The 17,917-nt window shown below is 62.4% G+C and carries 18 protein-coding genes; 3 read left to right on the forward strand and 15 right to left on the reverse strand.

All coding sequences use genetic code 11. From position 1 onward, the window contains the following. Positions 1–15: 15 nt before the first annotated feature. Genes BM408_RS00375 through BM408_RS00385 form a run of 3 tightly spaced genes read left to right on the forward strand, consistent with a single transcriptional unit; the run spans position 16 to position 2,791 of the window. On the forward strand, positions 16–633 hold the full coding sequence (locus BM408_RS00375) for an arylesterase (RefSeq protein ID WP_371326985.1): 618 nt from the start codon (positions 16–18) through the stop codon (positions 631–633). Continuing rightward, positions 630–1,697, forward strand: coding sequence for a tRNA 2-selenouridine(34) synthase MnmH (gene mnmH, locus BM408_RS00380; RefSeq protein ID WP_092125816.1), 1,068 nt, complete (start codon positions 630–632; stop codon positions 1,695–1,697). Before BM408_RS00375 ends, mnmH begins: the two co-directional genes overlap by 4 nt. Beyond that, positions 1,694–2,791 carry an SMP-30/gluconolactonase/LRE family protein gene (locus BM408_RS00385; protein WP_092125818.1) on the forward strand — a complete coding sequence of 366 codons (1,098 nt, stop codon included), beginning with the start codon at positions 1,694–1,696 and terminating at the stop codon, positions 2,789–2,791. The genes mnmH and BM408_RS00385 overlap by 4 nt, the downstream gene beginning before the upstream one ends. Before the next feature lie 164 nt (positions 2,792–2,955). On the opposite strand, the gene BM408_RS00390 is transcribed toward BM408_RS00385, so the two are convergent. The 15 genes from BM408_RS00390 to ispG all read right to left on the reverse strand — a co-directional run bounded on the left by BM408_RS00390 (position 2,956) and on the right by ispG (position 17,915). Beyond that, the gene (locus BM408_RS00390) at positions 2,956–3,141 is read right to left on the reverse strand and encodes a hypothetical protein (protein WP_092125820.1); all 186 of its coding nucleotides are present in this window, start codon (positions 3,139–3,141) and stop codon (positions 2,956–2,958) included. A gap of 65 nt (positions 3,142–3,206) precedes the next feature. Then, positions 3,207–4,388 (reverse strand): PLP-dependent transferase, encoded by a 1,182-nt coding sequence (locus BM408_RS00395; protein ID WP_092125822.1) that lies wholly within the window; start codon positions 4,386–4,388, stop codon positions 3,207–3,209. Between the two features lie 157 nt (positions 4,389–4,545). Beyond that, the gene (locus BM408_RS00400) at positions 4,546–5,070 is read right to left on the reverse strand and encodes a phosphoribosyltransferase (RefSeq protein ID WP_092125823.1); all 525 of its coding nucleotides are present in this window, start codon (positions 5,068–5,070) and stop codon (positions 4,546–4,548) included. Between the two features lie 86 nt (positions 5,071–5,156). Beyond that, positions 5,157–6,500, reverse strand: a complete 1,344-nt coding sequence (locus tag BM408_RS00405) for an adenylosuccinate synthase (protein WP_092125824.1) — start codon at positions 6,498–6,500, stop codon at positions 5,157–5,159. Positions 6,501–6,552: 52 nt separating this feature from the next. Further along, a complete protein-coding gene (locus BM408_RS00410; protein WP_092125826.1) occupies positions 6,553–7,743 on the reverse strand; it encodes an ATP phosphoribosyltransferase regulatory subunit in 1,191 nt (396 codons plus the stop codon). Positions 7,744–7,882: 139 nt separating this feature from the next. Then, positions 7,883–8,071, reverse strand: a complete 189-nt coding sequence (locus BM408_RS00415) for a DUF2065 domain-containing protein (protein WP_092125828.1) — start codon at positions 8,069–8,071, stop codon at positions 7,883–7,885. 5 nt (positions 8,072–8,076) lie between these two features. Further along, positions 8,077–8,976, reverse strand: a complete 900-nt coding sequence (gene hflC, locus BM408_RS00420; RefSeq protein ID WP_092125830.1) for a protease modulator HflC — start codon at positions 8,974–8,976, stop codon at positions 8,077–8,079. A gap of 11 nt (positions 8,977–8,987) precedes the next feature. Continuing rightward, positions 8,988–10,412 (reverse strand): FtsH protease activity modulator HflK, encoded by a 1,425-nt coding sequence (gene hflK, locus BM408_RS00425; RefSeq protein ID WP_092125832.1) that lies wholly within the window; start codon positions 10,410–10,412, stop codon positions 8,988–8,990. 56 nt (positions 10,413–10,468) lie between these two features. Next, positions 10,469–11,629, reverse strand: a complete 1,161-nt coding sequence (hflX, locus tag BM408_RS00430) for a GTPase HflX (protein ID WP_175541639.1) — start codon at positions 11,627–11,629, stop codon at positions 10,469–10,471. A gap of 17 nt (positions 11,630–11,646) precedes the next feature. Beyond that, positions 11,647–11,916, reverse strand: coding sequence for an RNA chaperone Hfq (gene hfq / locus BM408_RS00435; RefSeq protein WP_074574082.1), 270 nt, complete (start codon positions 11,914–11,916; stop codon positions 11,647–11,649). 51 nt (positions 11,917–11,967) lie between these two features. Beyond that, positions 11,968–13,311 carry a ribosome biogenesis GTPase Der gene (gene der, locus BM408_RS00440; RefSeq protein WP_092125836.1) on the reverse strand — a complete coding sequence of 448 codons (1,344 nt, stop codon included), beginning with the start codon at positions 13,309–13,311 and terminating at the stop codon, positions 11,968–11,970. A 28-nt stretch (positions 13,312–13,339) separates the two neighbouring features. Continuing rightward, positions 13,340–14,503, reverse strand: a complete 1,164-nt coding sequence (gene bamB / locus BM408_RS00445) for an outer membrane protein assembly factor BamB (RefSeq protein WP_092125838.1) — start codon at positions 14,501–14,503, stop codon at positions 13,340–13,342. Beyond that, positions 14,500–15,189 (reverse strand): YfgM family protein, encoded by a 690-nt coding sequence (locus BM408_RS00450; RefSeq protein WP_092125840.1) that lies wholly within the window; start codon positions 15,187–15,189, stop codon positions 14,500–14,502. The genes bamB and BM408_RS00450 overlap by 4 nt, the downstream gene beginning before the upstream one ends. A 96-nt stretch (positions 15,190–15,285) precedes the next feature. Beyond that, positions 15,286–16,635, reverse strand: coding sequence for a histidine--tRNA ligase (gene hisS, locus BM408_RS00455; protein WP_092125842.1), 1,350 nt, complete (start codon positions 16,633–16,635; stop codon positions 15,286–15,288). A 5-nt stretch (positions 16,636–16,640) separates the two neighbouring features. Then, positions 16,641–17,915 (reverse strand): flavodoxin-dependent (E)-4-hydroxy-3-methylbut-2-enyl-diphosphate synthase, encoded by a 1,275-nt coding sequence (gene ispG, locus BM408_RS00460; protein WP_092127196.1) that lies wholly within the window; start codon positions 17,913–17,915, stop codon positions 16,641–16,643. Positions 17,916–17,917: the final 2 nt, after the last annotated feature.

Consider the following 17,917-nt stretch of genomic DNA (forward strand, 5'->3'; position numbering starts at 1 on the left):
CTGGCGGCGGTGCTGATGGGTTCGGCCCTGACGGCGGGGGCGCAAACACCCCAGGCGCCAGGCACCAACGCCCAGGGCAACACCATTTTGGTCCTCGGCGACTCGCTGAGCGCCGAGTACGGCCTTAAACGCGGCACGGGCTGGGTGCCCCTGCTTGAAAAGCAGCTCAGCAGCGAAAAGAAATCTGCCAGGGTCGTCAACGCCAGTATCAGCGGTGACACCACCTCCGGCGGGCTTTCGCGCCTGCCCGCCCTGCTGGCGCAGCACAAACCGGCCGTGGTGGTGATCGAGCTGGGCGGCAACGACGCCCTGCGCGGCCTGCCGCTGGACATGACTGAGAAAAACCTGAGCACCATGACCCAGGCCGCCAAAAAGGCCGGCGCCCGCGTGCTGCTGGTGGGCATGCAGGTGCCGCCCAACTATGGCAGCGCCTATGCCGCCACCTTCTCTGGCCTCTTCGGCAAGATCGCCAAAGCAGAGAAAGTGGCGCTGGTGCCCTTCTTCCTCAAAGGGATCGCCGACGTTGCCGACCCGGTGGCCAACTTCCAGGCGGATCGCATCCACCCCAACGAACAGTCGCAGGCCCGCATGCTGGCCAATGTGTGGCCCGAACTCAAGAAACTGATCCAGTGAGCCTTGAACGCATTTCAGCCGAAGAGGCGCTGGGCGCCTTGGGCCGGTTTTCCGATGTCATCGATGCCCGCAGTGAAGGCGAATATGCCGAGGACCACCTCCCCGGCGCCGTGAACTGGCCCAGCCTGCGCGACGAAGAGCGAAAGATTGTCGGCACCAAATACAAGCAGATCAGCCAGTTTGAAGCCAAAAAACTGGGCGCTGCGCTGGTGGCCAAAAACATTGCCGAACATATCCAGCGAGATGTGCTCGATAAGCCCCGGGAATGGCAGCCGCTGATTTATTGCTGGCGCGGCGGCAAGCGCAGCGGTGCGCTGGCCCTGGTGCTGGACCAGATCGGCTTCAGGATCACGCTGGTGGACGGCGGCTACAAGGCCTTCCGGGCGGCCCTGGTGGCCGACCTGCAGCAGCTTGCCGCGCGCTTTCAGTACCAGGTGGTGTGTGGCCCTACCGGCTCGGGCAAGACGCGGCTGCTGCAGGCCCTCAAGGCCGAAGGCGCACAGGTGCTGGACCTGGAAGCGCTGGCCAACCACCGCAGCTCGGTGCTGGGCGCCATCCCCGGTGTGCAGCAACCCAGCCAGAAGGCTTTTGACAGCAGCATCTGGTCTGTGCTGCGCGGCTTTGACCCGGCAAAGCCTGTCTACATTGAAAGCGAAAGTAAAAAAGTCGGCAACGTGGCCGTGCCCGAAGGCCTGGTCGCGGCAATGCGGGTCAGCCCCTGCCTGCAGATCGAGCTGCCGCAGGACGAGCGCGTGGCCTTGCTGCTGGAGGACTATGCCTTCTTTGTCACAGACATCGCGTTTTTCTGCGAGCGGCTGGGCGCCCTGACGGAAGCCCGCAGCAAGGCCGTGGTGCAGGACTGGCAGGCGCGCGCCCGCAGTGGCGACGTGGCCTCTGTGGTGCGTGAACTGCTGGTGAAACATTACGACCCGGGCTACCTGCAGTCCATGCACCGCAATTTTTCGCAGCACGCCGCAGCCCGCGTGCTGTCGCCAGGTGGCCGCAGCGCCGGCGCCATGGCCGCGCTGGCCCGGACCATTCTTAAGGAGGAGAAAACACCATGAAAAAAATCCTTGCCGCTTTCGGTATCGCCCTTGCCGCGCTGGCCGCCTACCTGGGCCTGTGGCCGGTGCCCGTCGAACCGCAAAGCTGGGAAGCGCCCGTGGCCCCCGGCTACGTTGGCCCTTTCGCGGTCAATAACAAACTAGCCGACCTGAAAACAATCCCCCTGGGGGCCGAAGAAGGCCCGGAGCACCTGGTGGTGGCCCGGGATGGAAAGCTCTACGCCACGGTGGCCAGCGGCGCCATCCTGCGGATGAATCCGGACGGCAGCGGCCAGGAGGTGGTGGCCAATACCGGTGGCCGCGTGCTGGGCTTTGACTTCGACCCCGCCGGCAACCTCATCGCCGCCGACGCGTTCAAGGGCTTGCTGTCGATTTCGCCGGACAGGAAAGTGACGGTGCTGGCGGACAAAGCCGCAGGCACGCCGATTCTGTATGCCAATGCGGTGGTGGTCGCCCGCAATGGCAAGGTGTATTTCAGCGACGCATCCAACCGCTTTGGGGCGAAGGCCTGGGGCGGCACCTTCGAGGCCAGCATTCTCGACATCCTGGAGCAGTCCGCCACAGGCCGGGTGATTGAATACGACCCGGCGGCCAAAACCACACGCATCGTGGCAAAGGGTTTTAGCTTTGCCAACGGCGTGGCGCTGAGCCAGGACGAGCGCTCGCTGTTTGTGGCTGAAACCGGCAGATACCGCATCTGGAAGCTGCCGGTGGATGCGCGGGAACAGGACGTCAGCCAGCCCGGCGCCGGCCTCGAGCCGCTTTTTGACAACCTGCCGGGCTACCCCGACAACCTGATGCGCGGCCTGGACGGCAAGGTCTGGGTGGGCCTGGTCAAGCCGCGCAACCCGACGATTGACGGCCTTGCCCGCAAGCCCTTTGTGCGCAAGGTCATACTTCGCCTGCCGCGCGCCTTGTGGCCTATTCCCAAGGCCTACGGCCACGTGGTGGCATTCACGGAAGACGGAAAAGTGGTGGCCGACCTGCAGGACCCGTCGGGCGCCTATCCCGAGACAACCGCCGTGACGGAGACAGCGGACAGGCTGTATGTACAAAGCCTGCATGCCAGGGAACTGGGCTGGTTGCCCAAATAGGCTTGCGAGACCGCTGGTAAAACGGTAAAGCACCAGCCATCAACAAAAAACCCGGCTACACGCTGGGTGTGCCGGGTTTTCGAAAGGTGGGGGAAGCAACAGCCGCTTGCGCTCATCCTTGAAGGGACCAAGACTCCTTAAACAAAAGCGGGGAGTCTGGAAGTTCAGGGCGCCGGGTCAGTGGGTGGCACGCCAGCTGGTGAATCGCCGTCAGCAGGCGGTGCATCGGCTCCATCGTCGCTGGCGTCATCCGGCTTGCCCTCGGCCTTGCGCTTGAGCTTTTCTTCTTTTTTGCGTTTTTTCGCAAGCTCTTTCTGGCGCTTTTCGTACGAGTAATTGGGAGTTGCCACTGCGTGCTTTCGTGAATAAGTAACCCTTACTGTACTGCATTGGCGTCACTGAATCACCGGGCTTTTCATGCGGCTTTTTCCAGGGCTTGGGTGATGTCCGCCTGCAGGTCCGCCACAGCCTCCAGCCCGACCGAAAAGCGCACCAGACCGCCTTTGTAAGGCCAGGGCATGGTGCGCAGCGCCGGGATGTCATAAGGCGCGCACAGGCTCATGGGCCCCGCCCAGCTGTAGCCCAGTTTAAAGAGCTTGAGGCTGTCGCAAAACCGGTCGATCTGCGCTTGCGTGAATTCGGGTTTGAACACGGCGCTTACCAGGCAGGCAGCGCCCGTGCAATCGCGCTTCCACGCCTCGTGGCCGGGCGATCCGGGCAAAGCCGGGTGCAGCACCGCGGCGACTTGCGGCAAGGTCTGGAGCCAGGCAGCCAGCGCACGCGTAGCGGTGTCCTGGGCGGCATAACGCAAGGCGATGCTGTTGAGGCCGCGCAACACGAGTTCGACATCATTGCCGCTCACGCCGTAGCCCACACGCATGTGGCAAAAGTGAACCAGGTGGTGCAGCGCCTGATCACGCGTGACGACCGAGCCCATCAGCACGTCAGCGCCGCCGCTGGGGTATTTGGTCAGGGCCTGAGCTGAAATATCGATGCCCAGGTCGAAAGCGTTGAAAGCCAGGCCGGCGCCCCAGGTGTTGTCCAGCGCGGTCACGATGCCGCCGGGGTGCGCATCCTTGTGCGCCTTGACGGCCGCAACCAGCGCGGGCATGTCGGGAAACTCCATGGTGATGGAGCCCGGCGCCTCGATCCACACCAGCCGGGTTTTGGCGCTCAGCTTGGCGGCCAGGTCGGCAGGGTTCATCGGGTCGTAAAACCGGTGCGTGATGCCCCAGGCGGCGAGCTCACCCTGCGCAAAAGCCTTGTTGGGCCCATAGACGTTGTCGGGGATCAACAGCTCGTCGCCGGCCTTGAGTAGCGCCATGCCCACCAGCACCACCGCCGCCAGGCCGCTGGGCACCAGCGTGCAGTGCTTGCCGCCTTCGAGTGTCGCAATGCGCTCTTCAAGCGTAAAAGTGGTCGGCGTGCCGTGCAGGCCGTAGGTGTAGCCGGTCTTGTGTTTCCAGTCACGGCTGCGCAGCGCGGCGACAGTCGGAAAGGCGATGGTGGAAGCCTTGTAAACCCCGGGCGGGATCGAGTCAAACCCTGCCGGTGGCTTGTAGGGGTGGTGGATCAGGGTGGTGGATGTTTCGCTCATCCACTGATATTAACGGCAAGCTCGGAATCGTTGGGGACAGCGGTATTGTCTCAACTCCCCTATTCCAGCCGGGGCCGCGGAACCGGCTTTGCCGGGCCGCAGGCGCAGCGGCCCCCTCGGGGGGCAGGGAGCTACACGCAGTGAACGACCGTGGGGGCTATATCTTCCACTTCGCCATGAGCTGCTCTGGCGAAAGCGAGTCATAGCCTTCGAAAGGCTGGTGAATCCAGGGGTTGGTAGGCAGCAGCTCAACGGAGTAGTCAGGCTGGAAGGTGGAGACGCCCTTGGTCCAGATCACGGCGCTGCGCAGCTCAGTGATGGGCTTGTAGTTGTTCTTGAGCTGGTGGATCACGGCGTTGAGCGTGTGGCCGGTGTCGGCCAGGTCGTCAACCAGCAGCACCTTGCCAGCGATTTCGCCCTTGGGCGTGGTGATGTAGCGGGCGATGTCGAGGTTGCCTTGCGTCATGCCGGCGTCAGCGCGATAGGAGCTGGTGGACATGATGGCCAGCGGCTTGTCGAAGATGCGCGACAGGATGTCGCCGGGCCGCATGCCGCCGCGGGCCAGGCACAGGATGGTGTCGAACTTCCAGCCGGACTGGTGGATCTTGATGGCCAGTTTCTCAATCAGGTTGTGGTACTCGTCATAGCTCACATAGAGATGTTTGCCGTCTTCTGTCAACATGCGGTTGCTCCTGATTTAGTAGCTGCTTGCGCCCGTCTTTACTGGGCTACAAGCCTGTTTGGCTAAAGTTTCTTGCCGACGCTCGTTCAAACGGCTGCGTAGGGGTTGCGCAGCAGAATGGTGTGGTCGCGGTCCGGGCTGGTGGAGATCATATGGATAGGCACGCCGGTGACCTCTTCAATCCGGTGCAGGTACTTTTGCGCGGCTGCCGGCAGCTTGTCATATTGCGTCACGCCCACCGTGCTCTCGCTCCAGCCAGGCAGGGTTTCGTAGATTGGCTTGCAGCGCTCAATATCCTCGGCGCCCATGGGCAGGATGTCGGTGATATGACCGTCGAGCTCATAACCGGTGCAGAGCTTGAGTTCGTCAATACCGTCGAGCACGTCAAGCTTGGTGATGCACAGGCCCGACAGGCCATTGACCTGGGCTGAGCGCTTGAGCAGCGCGGCGTCAAACCAGCCGCAACGGCGGCTGCGCCCCGTGGTCACGCCCTTTTCGGCGCCCACGGTGCTGAGGTGGTAGCCCACAGTGCCAGGTTTTTCCCAGTCGAGTTCGGTCGGGAAAGGCCCGCCACCCACGCGCGTGCAATAAGCTTTGGTGATGCCCAGAACGTAATGCAGCATGCTTGGGCCCACGCCGGCGCCGGCGGCCGCATTGCCGGCCACGCAGTTGCTGGAGGTCACATAGGGATAGGTGCCGTGGTCGACATCAAGCAAAGTGCCTTGCGCACCTTCAAACAGCAGATTGGCGCCGCCCTCATTGGCGTCATTCAGTTCACGCGAGACGTCGGCCATCATGGGCTTGAGCAACTCGGCGTGGCGCATGGCTTCTGCGTACACGGTGTCGAAATCAACAGCCGGGGCGTGCAGGTAGCCGGTCAGCACAAAGTTGTGCAGGTCCAGCAGCTCGCGCAGCTTGGCGGCAAAGCGGTCGGGGTATTTCAGATCCTGCACGCGCAGCGCGCGGCGGGCGATTTTGTCCTCATAGGCGGGGCCGATGCCGCGGCCGGTGGTGCCGATCTTGGACGTACCGCCCTTCTCGCGATAGGCTTCGCGCGCAACATCCAGCGCGACGTGAAAGGGCAGGATCAGCGGGCAAGCCTCGCTGACGCGCAGGCGTGAGCGAACCTCAACGCCGGCTTTTTCCAGCCCTTCGATTTCTTCAAACAGCTTGGCGGCCGACAGCACCACACCGTTGCCGATGTAGCACTTCACGCCCGGGCGCATGATGCCGCTGGGGATCAGGTGCAGCGCGGTCTTCACGCCGTTGATCACCAGCGTGTGGCCGGCGTTGTGGCCGCCCTGAAAGCGCACCACGCCTTGCGACATTTCGGTCAGCCAGTCGACCAGCTTACCCTTGCCCTCGTCGCCCCATTGGGTGCCCACGACCACGACATTGCGGCCCGCAGTTGCGGTTTGTTTGTTTGTCATCTTCAATTCTCGTTAAGGTTCGTTGGAATCAAGCCTGGCGGGGCGCAGGGCCTCACGCAGCTTTCTTGAGGGGCTGGACCACCCATTGACCGGCAGCGTTGGCCAGTTCGCGGTCGCAATCAAATTCATTGACTTCATGTTCGTGGCCCGGCAACACGCAAGCCACGGTTTCACCACCGGCACGCAGGCGGGCGATAGCGGCGCGCAAACCGGCATCTTCGCCCCAGGGCGCGCGGATAGCAGCCTTCAGGGGCCGGGGCGGCAGCACGCTGACGAGTTCCTTCAAATCCAGGCTGAAGCCGGCTGCCGGGCGGTTACGGCCAAACACGGCGCCCACCTCGTCATAACGGCCACCGCGGGCCAGCTCGGCGCCCTGCCCGTAAATGGCAAAGCGGGTGCCGCTGTAATACGCATAGCCACGCAAATCGGCCAGGTCAAAACTGACTTTGACATCGCCCTTTTCGCCGCCGGTATGGGCAGCCAGCCATTTCAGGTTTTGCAAGGCGGCCTTCAGGCCTGTCGAAGGCGGCAAGACTCTTTCGGCCTCCGCCAAAACCTTCTCATCACCGTAGAGCTGCAACAGCGCTTTCAGGCCTTCGCGTGATTCAGCGGAAATGCCGTCTTTGAGGCTGGCCACCAGGCTGCCTAGCTCGCTGGCATCCTTGGCTGCGAGCGCGGTGTGAATGAGCGCCAGCGTCCTGGGGCTGACGGTGGCGCCGGCCAGCAGGCTGTTGACGATGCGCACATCCGCCATGTCAACGCTCAAGTCGGTCACGCCGGCGGCCTTCAGGCCTTCAAGCGCCAATTGCTGGGCTTCAAGGTCGGCCTCCAGCCCGGCATGGCCGTAGATTTCGGCGCCGAACTGCAGTGGCTCGCGGGTGGCGTGGGGGCGGTCGGTACGGGTGTGCAGCACGGGGCCGCAGTAGCAAAGGCGGGCCACGCCGTTGCGGTTGAGCAAGTGGGCATCAATACGGGCGACCTGGGGGGTGGTGTCGGCGCGCAGGCCCAGGGTGCGGCCGGAGAGCTGGTCGACCAGCTTGAAGGTTTGCAGGTCCAGTGCTTCGCCGGTGCCCGTCAGGAGCGACTCAAGGTGCTCCAGCAACGGCGGCATGACGAGTTCATAGCCGTAGCTGCGGGCTGTGTCGAGGAACAGGCGGCGCAGCTCTTCGATGTGGCGCGCCTCGGAGGGCAGGACATCGGCAATTTGATCGGGCAATTGCCATGATGACGACCAGGCGGGCATTGTGATTTTCGTGGGCTGTTAAAAACAGCATTTTACCGGGCTTGAAGCCGGTTTTCGGCCAGCGCAGGACAGGAGAAGGCTCTCAGGCAGAAATACTGGCCTGCCAAGCCGGGTGCGCCGGCGTGAAAAGAGGTGCAGTTCAGGCCAGCACAGCCAGTAGAACCAGGCCAATCACGATGCTGCAGAGCCCGAAGAAGCGAATCTGGCCGTCGCCCAAGGCGAGAATCTGCTCAAACATGCGGCGCCAGCCGCCGGGAGACAGAAACGGCAAAAGACCTTCGATCACCAGCACCAGGGCCAGTGCCTGCCAAAAGGTGTTGCCTTCCACCTTTTTTATTTTTTGGCAGGTGCAGTGCTGCTGCCGGAGCCGCGCATGGCCTTGAAGAAGTCGGATGAGGGGTCAAGCACCATCACGTCGCTCTTCTTGCTGAAGCTGGCCTTGTAGGCGTCGAGGCTGCGGTAAAACTGGGCAAACTGCGGGTCACGGCCAAACGATTCGGCATAGGTGCGCGCGGCTTCGGCGTCGCCTTCACCTTTGACTTTTTGCGCATCGCGGTAGGCGTTGGCGATGGTCACCTCGCGCTGGCGGTCGGCATCGGCGCGGATTTTTTCGCCTTCGGCCTGGCCGGTGGAACGCAGTTCATTGGCTACGCGCTGGCGCTCGGCCACCATGCGCTTGTAGACGGAATCGGTGATCGCTTCCACATAGTCCACACGGGTGATGCGCACGTCGACCACATCAACGCCCCAGGGCTGGGCGCCCTGCACGGCCTGCAGCACTTCACGTTTGACGTCGGCCATCAGCGCTTCGCGCTTGAGCGACAGCAAATCCTTGACGGTGCGCTTGTTGATCTCTTCCTGGAAGGCGTTGCGAACCACGCGGTTGAGCTGGTTGGCGCCGGCTTTTTCGTCCAGGCCGACATTGCGGATGTATTCGGTGGGCAGGGTGATGCGCCAACGCACGTACCAGTCGATGACGACGCGCTGCTTTTCAGCCGTGAGCATCGGCTCGGCATCAACGCTGTCGAGCACCAGCAGGCGCTTGTCGATATACGAGACGTTCTGGAACGGTGGCGGCATCTTGAAATGCAGGCCCGGCTCGGTGACCACGTCCTTGATCTGCCCCAGGGCATAGACCACGCCGAACTGGCGCTGGTCGACCACAAACAGCGTGGAGCTGAGCAGCGCCAGGAGGACGAGCAGCGAAGAAACAATAAATCCAACTCTATTCACGATCGTCTTCCTTAGCGTGTTTCACGTTCGCGCGAGCGGGCGGAGTCGCGCGAACGGGCATCGAGGGGTGGCAGGCTGGAGGTGGGCGCGGCAGGCACCGAAGACGACGAAGCCGTACCGGGAATCAGCGGTGTTTCGCCGTTCACGGCAGCATCGCCCTGGGCGCTCATCTGCATGATCTTGTCCAGCGGCAGGTACAGCAAGTTGCTGCCCTGGCGCGATTCAACCAGTACCTTGGTGACGCTGCTGTAGACCTGCTGCATGGCGTCGGTGTACATGCGGTCACGCGTGACCTGCGGGGCCTTCTGGTATTCGGTCAGCACCGAACGGAAGCGCTGCGCATCACCCTGGGCTTGCGCCACGATCTTCGCTTTGTAGGCTTCGGACTCTTCCTTCAACCGCGAAGCCGAACCGACGGCGCGCGGAATCACGTTGTTGGCATAAGCCTGAGCTTCGTTCTTGGCGCGTTCACGCTCCTGGCCGGCCTTGAGCACATCGTCAAAAGCAGCCTGCACCTGCTCCGGCGGGCGCACACCGCTTTGCTGCAGATTGATGCCCACGACTTCAACACCGACCTTGTAGCGGTCCAGGATGGTTTGCATCAGGGCACGCACGCGCGGCCCGATCTGGTCGCGCTCATCGGCCAGCGCCGAGTCCATCTTCATTTTGCCGACCACTTCACGAACGGCTGTTTCTGCGGCCTGAACCACTGCGGCAGCGGGATCCTTGCTTTCAAACAAATAGGCACGCGCGTCGTTCAGGCGGTACTGCACGGCGAACTTGATTTCGACGATGTTCTCGTCTTCGGTCAACATCGCGGAATCACGCAGCCCGGTCGCCTTGATGATGACGTCGCGGCCCACATCCACAGAGCGGATCTGTGTGACGACCACGATTTCATGGCGTTGAACGGGATACGGCATGCGCCAGTTGAAACCCGCACCCACCGTAGAGTGGTATTTGCCGAATTGGGTGATGACAGCCTGCTGGCCTTCCTGGACGATGAAAAAGCCCGTTCCGAGCCAGATCAGCACGGCGACGCTGGCAATCAGGCCCACGCCAATGCCGGCGCTTTTCATGTCGGGCTGAAATCCGCCACCATTGCCGCCGTTGTTGCCCCCATTGCCACGGCCGAAGCCGCCACGGTTGGGATTGTTCTTGCCGCCGCCAAAAAGCCCACCGAGCTTGCGGTTGAAATCGCGCCAGAGTTCATCCAGGTCAGGCGGGCCCTGGTTGGGTCCCTGCCCTTGCGGACGGTTGGCTTGCCTGGGCGGCTCCCTGTCCTCGCGCGGCGCTTCGGGTTTGGCATCACCAGCCGGCGGCTTGTCATCGTCCCGGCCCCAGCGCGGATCGTTGAGGTTGAACATGCCTTGGGCGCGTTGCTTGAGCCGGCCGGGAAAGGCCGTCAACGTCTGCAGCACGGGGTTCAGATTCATGGGATCAAACTCGCTTTTTTTCAGTAACCGACATTGTGCCTAATGAAACCGCTGGATCAGGCAACGTCCTCAATAGCTTGGGGTATTTCCTCAGCCGGCGGATTTGCCGCACGGTCAGCCAGCAAAGCCCGCAAAAGCGGCAAGCCCTCACCTGTCTGGGCGCTCACGAAGACACGCTCCACACTTCGGCTGGAGCCTTCAAATGCATCCCTCAGCTCGAACAGATCCTTCATGTGCAGGGGGAAGCTGTCCTTTTCAATGGCATCGAGCTTGTTGAAGACAAGTATTTGCGGCACGTCGGCGGCCCCGATCTCGGAGAGCACGCGCTGAACCTGTTCGATCTGCTCCAGGTACTCAGGATTAGCGCCATCCACCACATGCAGCAGCAGGTCGGCATCCGCAGCCTCCTGCAGCGTTGCGGCAAAGGCATCTATCAGCCCGTGCGGCAAGTCCCGTATGAAACCCACAGTGTCCGACAGGGAGACGGACCGGGCTGCATCCCCGAGGTACAGCTGCCTGGTCGTGGTGTCCAGCGTGGCGAAGAGCTGGTCTGCGGCATAGGCGCGGGCCTTGACGAGCGCATTGAACAGCGTGGACTTGCCGGCGTTGGTATAGCCCACGAGGGAAATCGTGAAAGAGTTGCGCCGCTCCCGCTGCTTTCGCTGGGTCTGCCGCTGTTTCTTGACCTTGGCCAGGCGTTCTTTGGTGCGTTTGATGGCGTCGCCGATCATGCGTTTGTCGAGCTCGATCTGCTTTTCACCCGGGCCACCGCGAACACCGGCGCCGCCGGTCTGCCGCTCCAGGTGGGACCACCTGCGCACCAGGCGGGTCGACATGTATTGCAGCCTGGCCAGCTCCACCTGCAACTTGCCTTCGTGGCTGCGCGCGCGTTGGGCAAATATTTCCAGGATCAGCAGTGTCCGGTCATTGACCGGCATGTCCAGATGCCGCTCAAGATTACGCTGCTGCGCCGGACTCAGGGATTGGTCAAACAGGACTTCAGTCGCGCCGGTGTCCAGCGCGAGCAATTTGATCTCGTCTGCCTTGCCGGTGCCGATAAAAAGCGCGGCGTCTGGAGCCCTGCGTTTGCAGGTAACGCGCGCAATCGGCTGCAGGCCCGCCGTTTGCGCGAGCAAACCCAGTTCCTGCAGATCAGCATCAAAGTTCGGGAGCCCCAAATCGACCCCCACCAGAAGAACGAGGGGTTTGGAGTTCACTGGCGCATCATACGAACTCAGCTGGCGGGGCTTTCTTCAGACTCGCTGGTCGCGAAATTGACGGCGCGACCCGGAACGATGGTGGAGATCGCATGCTTGTAGACCATTTGGGTCACAGTGTTGCGAAGCAGAACCACATACTGATCGAAAGACTCGATCTGGCCCTGCAGCTTGATCCCGTTGACGAGATAGATGGAAACAGGAACATGCTCGCGACGCAAGGTGTTGAGAAATGGGTCCTGCAAGAGCTGGCCTTTGTTATTGCTCACGATATTTTCCGTGTTCAAAAGTTAATAGAACTTGACCTTACCACAGGGCGTGGGCCGGGTCATGTAGTCCTAGGCCGATTCCTTGTCCTTAAAGGGGTTGTGCGAGCTTTTCATCTGGATGCGCAAGGGGGTTCCGACCAGGTCGAACTCCTTGCGGAAACGTCCTTCAAGGTAGCGCTTGTAGGACTCTGTGACGTGTTCAAGCGAGTTGCCGTGAATGATGATGATGGGCGGGTTCATGCCACCCTGGTGCGCATACCGCATCTTGGGGCGGAACACGCCCGAACGCTGAGGCTGCTGAAACTGCACCGCCTCCAGCAGCAGCCGCGTCAGCACCGGGGTGGACATCTTGCGGTTGGCCGATGCATGGGCCTGGATGATGGACTTCCAGACAGGACCCAAACCCTGGCGCTTGATGGCCGAAATGGGGTGGATAGAGGCAAATTTCAGAAAGCCGAGCCGGGTTTCAATGGAGCGCTCAAGAAGTTCGCGCTGGTAGGAGTCCACCGCGTCCGACTTGTTGACGGCCAGAACCACCGAGCGCCCGCTTTCCAGGATGTAGCCGGCGATATGGGCGTCCTGGTCGGTCACGCCCTGGGTCGCATCCAGCAACAGCAGCACGACGTTGGCGTTCTCAATGGCCTGCAGGGTCTTGACGACGGAGAACTTCTCGATGGCCTCGAAAACCTTGCCTTTGCGGCGCAGCCCGGCCGTGTCGATCAGCTCGAATTTCTGCCCTGCCCGCTCAAAAGGCACCGAAATGGTGTCGCGGGTCGTGCCGGGCAGGTCAAACGCCACCAGCCGCTCTTCGCCCAGCCAGGTGTTGATCAGCGTGGATTTCCCCACATTGGGGCGCCCCGCTACGGCCAGGCGGATGATGGAGGGATCCTGTGGCTCGGCCTCTTCCTCGGGGTCAGGCAGATTCAGAGGCTCCAGCGCCATGTCGACCAGCGTACGCATGCCCTGGCCATGTGATGCGGACACCGCCAGCACTTCACCCAAGCCAAGCTCGAAAAACTCGGACAGCTGCACGCCTTCGGTCATGCCTTCGGCTTTGTTGGCCGTGAGCACGGTCGGCTTGCCCAGCTTGCGCAGGTAGTTGGCGATGTCGTGGTCTTGTGCGCTGATGCCGGCCCGGGCATCCACCACAAAAACCACCACGTCGGCTTCCGCCACCGCCTGGCGGGTCTGCTTGGCCATTTCCTTGTAAATACCGGTGGTCGCATCGGGCTCAAATCCGCCCGTATCGATCACGATGTACTCGTGAGGGCCCAGCTTTCCGTTACCGTAATGACGATCCCGTGTCAGCCCGGCGAAATCGGCCACGATCGCATCCCGCGTCTTGGTCAGCCGGTTAAAAAGCGTCGATTTGCCCACATTGGGACGCCCGACTAACGCAATGACAGGTTTCATCAATCAGTTTCTGGCTGGACCGGAGTCCTTATTGGGGCTGGAAGCCGTAAATGCCGCCGCCCTGGGTGACGGCAATCAGCGTATTGCCGGCCAGCACAGGCGTGGCGGCGATGGCGGTGCCGTCGGTAGGCAGGCGATTGAGCAGGGAGCCGTCTTCACGCGACAGCAGGTGGATAAAACCCGAGAAATCGCCGATGGCGACGGAGCGCCCAATCACCAGCGGAGCAGACAGGCTGCGGTAACGCAGGCGGTCCGTGGTCCATGCGCGCTCGCCATCGGCGCGGCGCCATGCATTCACGGTGCCATCGGCTTCAGTGCCGAAGAGAAAGCGGTCATCGCCGTCTATACCCTGCACGCCGTTGGCAGGTTTGGACCAAAGCAGATTGCCGCGCGCAGCGTTGACACATCCGACGCTGGCCTGGAAAGCCCGCGTGCAGACAACGTCGCCTTGCCGGCTCACCCGGCCAACCAGGTCGACAAGCCGCTCCACGTCGTTGATGCCGCGTGGCGTGGCGATAGGCGCTTCCCAGCGCACACCGCCGTTGGTGGGGTTCAGACCCACCAGCCGGCCGCCCAGGCCCACCACCAGCGTGTCACCAACCGCCAGCATTACACCGGACTGGCGAAGGACGAGCGGTTCATTGGGGCGCTGCTGCGTCCAGAGCTTGCGGCCGTTTTGCCCATCAAATGCGCTGACCGACCGGTCTGCCGCCAACACAAAAATCCGGCCGCCCGCGACGAAAGGCGCGGTGAAGGCCTGGGCTGCCAGCTTCTGGCGCCAAATTTCTTTGCCATCCTGCAGGGCGATAACTTCGTTGGCTTTGCTGACCACGGCAACAACTTTGCCGTCGTTACCGGCGCCTGCAGCCAGGGGGGTATTCAGCGCCAGACGCCAGAAGTCGCGGCCGGTCTGGGTGTCGAGGAGAGCGACGGTGCCGTCGCCGCTGGCCACGGCCACGCTGGTGCCGGACACACCCGTTTCAAGCGGGAAGTTGACCTGCCCTACCCGGTTGCTCCAGACCTGGCGTGCAGACACCTGGCCGCTCACCGGCTGGAGTTCGGCCGGTTGTGGTTTGGCAGGGCCGCCGCCAAAAAAAGAGCATCCACCAAGGCCGCCCAGAGCTGCTATCAAAATAATAGCTGGGTACGCACGTGCTGCCTGGACCAAAGGCTTAAAAGGCTGATAAATCATTTCTTCACCTCAGGGTTCGGGGCTGCAGTTGCGGATGTGGTCTGCGCCGGATCCACACCCAACGCATTCAGTTTGACTTCAACAAGGCGCCGGTACTCGACGCGCTCGTCAAGCTCCTTGTAGGCCTTTTCATATTCCGCTCTGGCTTCCGCTTTCTTGCCCTGGGCGGCGAAGATGTCGCCCCGGCGGTCGGCTGCCAGTGCCGTAAAGTCCTTGGGAAAGGTACCTGCAAGCTGCTGGAGCGCCTGGTCATAGGCCTTCTTTTCAAGCAGCAGGCCAGCCAGGCGCAAGCGGGCAACGGCCTTGTAACCCTCGTCGGATGACTTTTCAGCCACCCAGGTCAACGCAGCGCTCGAAGCATCCAGGTTTCCCTTGTCGTAGTAGGTCCGGGCGGCCAGAAGGCTGGCTTGCTGGGCATAGCTGGTGCCGCCAAAACGCTCTTTCATGTCCGCCAGCGAGCGATCGATTCTTGCGGCATCGCCCGACGCCAGGGAACGCTCTACCTCGTCATACAAAACAGAGGCTTTTGCAGCCTGGTCGCGCTGCCAGTACTGATAGCCGTTCCAGGCGGCAAAGACACCGAACACGGCAATCAGGCCCCAGGTAATCAGGTCGCCATACTGCTTCCAGAAATGCTTGAGCTCATCAAGCTGTTCCTGTTCTTCCAAATCGAGGTGTTTTGCCATAAAAGTCTTCTAGTTCTGCCCGGTGACGGTGCGGATTGAGTTGGGGTGATTGTAGAGGGCCGGACTGAGCGCCCAAACGGCCGCGGCCCGGGGCGCTCAGCCGTGCAGGGTGTGCGCCCAGGCGGCCACATCGGCCAGCGGCTGGAGCACCTGCGCCTGCAGGGCCTGCTCCTTCTCACCCCGCAATGGCTTGACGGCAACGCGGCCCTGGGCAAGCTCGGCTTCGCCAAAAATCAGCGCATAGCGCGCTCCGCTGGCGTCAGCCTTCTTGAATTGCGACTTCATGCTGCCCATGCCCTCCCCCGTGCCGGCGTGCACCTGCACATTGACGCCCGCGTTGCGCAAGGCTTCGCAGGCGACCATCGCGGCCGGCATCTCCTGGGGTGACGGCACCACGGCATAGGCATCGGGCGCATTCGCCGGGGGCACCACGCCGACCGCCTCAAGCAGCAGCAGCATGCGCTCCACGCCCATGCCCCAGCCAACCGCAGGGGTCGGTTTCCCCCCGAGCTGCTCGAACAGGCCGTCGTAGCGGCCGCCGCCACAGACCGTGCCCTGAGAGCCGAGCTTGTCAGTGATCCACTCGAACACGGTGAGGTTGTAGTAGTCCATGCCGCGCACCAGGCGCGGATTGATGCGGTAGGCCAGGCCCACTGCGTCGAGCACCGCACGCACCGCGTTCAGGTGAGCGAGCGAAGCTTCACCGAGAAAGTCCATCAACTGCGGCGCCGCTTCGACCATCGCCTGCATGGCGGGATTTTTTGTATCGAGGATGCGCAGCGGGTTGCTGTGCAGCCGGCGCCTGGCGTCTTCGTCCAGCAGGTCGGCGTGCGCCTCAAAGTGCGCGATCAGTGCGGCGCGGTGCGCCATGCGCTCGGCCGGCTGGCCCAGGCTGTTCAATTCAAGCCGCACATGTTCCATCGGGATGCCCAGGTCGCGCAGCAGCGCGCGGCACATCAGGATCTGCTCGGCATCCACGTCGGGGCCGGCAAAGCCCAGCGCTTCGACGTCGATCTGGTGGAACTGGCGGTAACGCCCCTTTTGCGGCCGTTCGTGGCGGAACAGCGTCACGGCGGACCAAACCCGCATCGGCCCGTTGTACAGCGTGTTGTGCTCGATCATTGCGCGCACGATGCCGGCAGTGGCCTCTGGGCGCAGCGTGAGTTTGTCGCCGTTCATCGAATCGACGAAGGAATACATCTCTTTCTCGACGATATCGGTCACCTCGCCGAGGCCGCGCACAAAAAGCGCCGTGGGCTCGACGATGGGCGTGCGCACGTTGGCATAGGCGTAGCGCGCCATCAGTGCGCGCACCTTGGCCTCGAACCACTCCCAGCGCGCCGATTCGGGCGGCAGGATGTCATTCATGCCTTTGACGGCAAGCAGTTTTTCCGTCTTCGCCAAAGCGGGCTTCTCCGCCGCGGCGGCAGCTGTTTTTTCAACCATGGGTGTTACGCGGCTTCAGCGACGGCGTGCGTGCCAAAGCGTTTTTCAATGTAGTTTTCAACAATGACCTGGAACTCCTGCGCGATGTTGTCGCCTCGCAGGGTCAGCCTTTTTTCGCCATCAATGAACACGGGCGCAGCCGGCGCTTCACCAGAGCCGGGCAGGCTGATGCCGATGTCGGCATGCTTGCTCTCGCCAGGGCCATTGACGATGCAGCCCATCACGGCCACCTTGAGGCCTTCAACACCCGGATATTGCTCGCGCCAGACGGGCATCTGGGCGCGCAGGAAATCATCGATCTGCTTGGCCAGCTCCTGGAAGGTGGTGCTGGTGGTGCGGCCGCATCCCGGGCAGGCCGTAACGCTGGGCACAAAAGTGCGCAGGCCCAGCGCCTGGAGGATCTCGGAGGCAATCACCACTTCCTGGGTTCGGGCCTCGCCCGGTTGGGGAGTCAGGGAAACGCGAATGGTGTCGCCCACGCCTTCCTGCAGCAAAATCGACAGCGCCGTGGCGGAAGCCACCGTGCCTTTGGTGCCCATGCCGGCTTCGGTCAGGCCCAGGTGCAGCGCGTGGTCGGTGCGTTTGGCCAATTCGCGGTATACCGAGATCAAGTCCTGCACACCGCTGACCTTGCAGGACAGGATGATCTGGTTGCGGGCCATGCCCATCTCTTCGGCGCGCTGGGCAGAGTCCAGCGCGGAGGTGATCAGCGCCTCGTACATCACCTGCTTGGCATCCCAAGGCGTGGCACGCGTGCTGTTTTCGTCCATCAGGCTGGCCAGCAATTCCTGGTCGAGGCTGCCCCAATTCACGCCGATGCGCACGACCTTGTTCCAGCGCATGGCGACTTCGATCATCTGGCCGAACTGGCGGTCGCGCTTGTCACCTTTTCCGACATTGCCCGGATTAATGCGGTATTTGGACAGCGCCTCTGCGCACGCAGGGTAATCGGTGAGTAACCGGTGTCCGTTGTAGTGGAAATCGCCGACCAGCGGGACATCGATGCCCATGCGGTCCAGTTGCTCACGCACGTAGGGCACGGCCGCAGCGGCTTCGGGCGTATTGACCGTGATACGGACCATTTCAGAACCTGCGAGCGCAAGCTCCTTGACCTGGATGGCGGTGCCAATGGCGTCGACCGTATCCGTGTTGGTCATGGACTGAACACGTACCGGGGCATCGCCACCGACAGTCACAATGCGCGAGCCCCAAGCCACCTGCGCCTGAAGAGAGCGGCGCGGCTTGGGAAAAGCAGACTCTATGGGAAGGCAGCCTTGCAGCA

It is taken from the genome of Polaromonas sp. YR568 (assembly GCF_900116715.1).
In the GTDB taxonomy this organism is placed as follows: Bacteria; Pseudomonadota; Gammaproteobacteria; order Burkholderiales; family Burkholderiaceae_C; genus Polaromonas.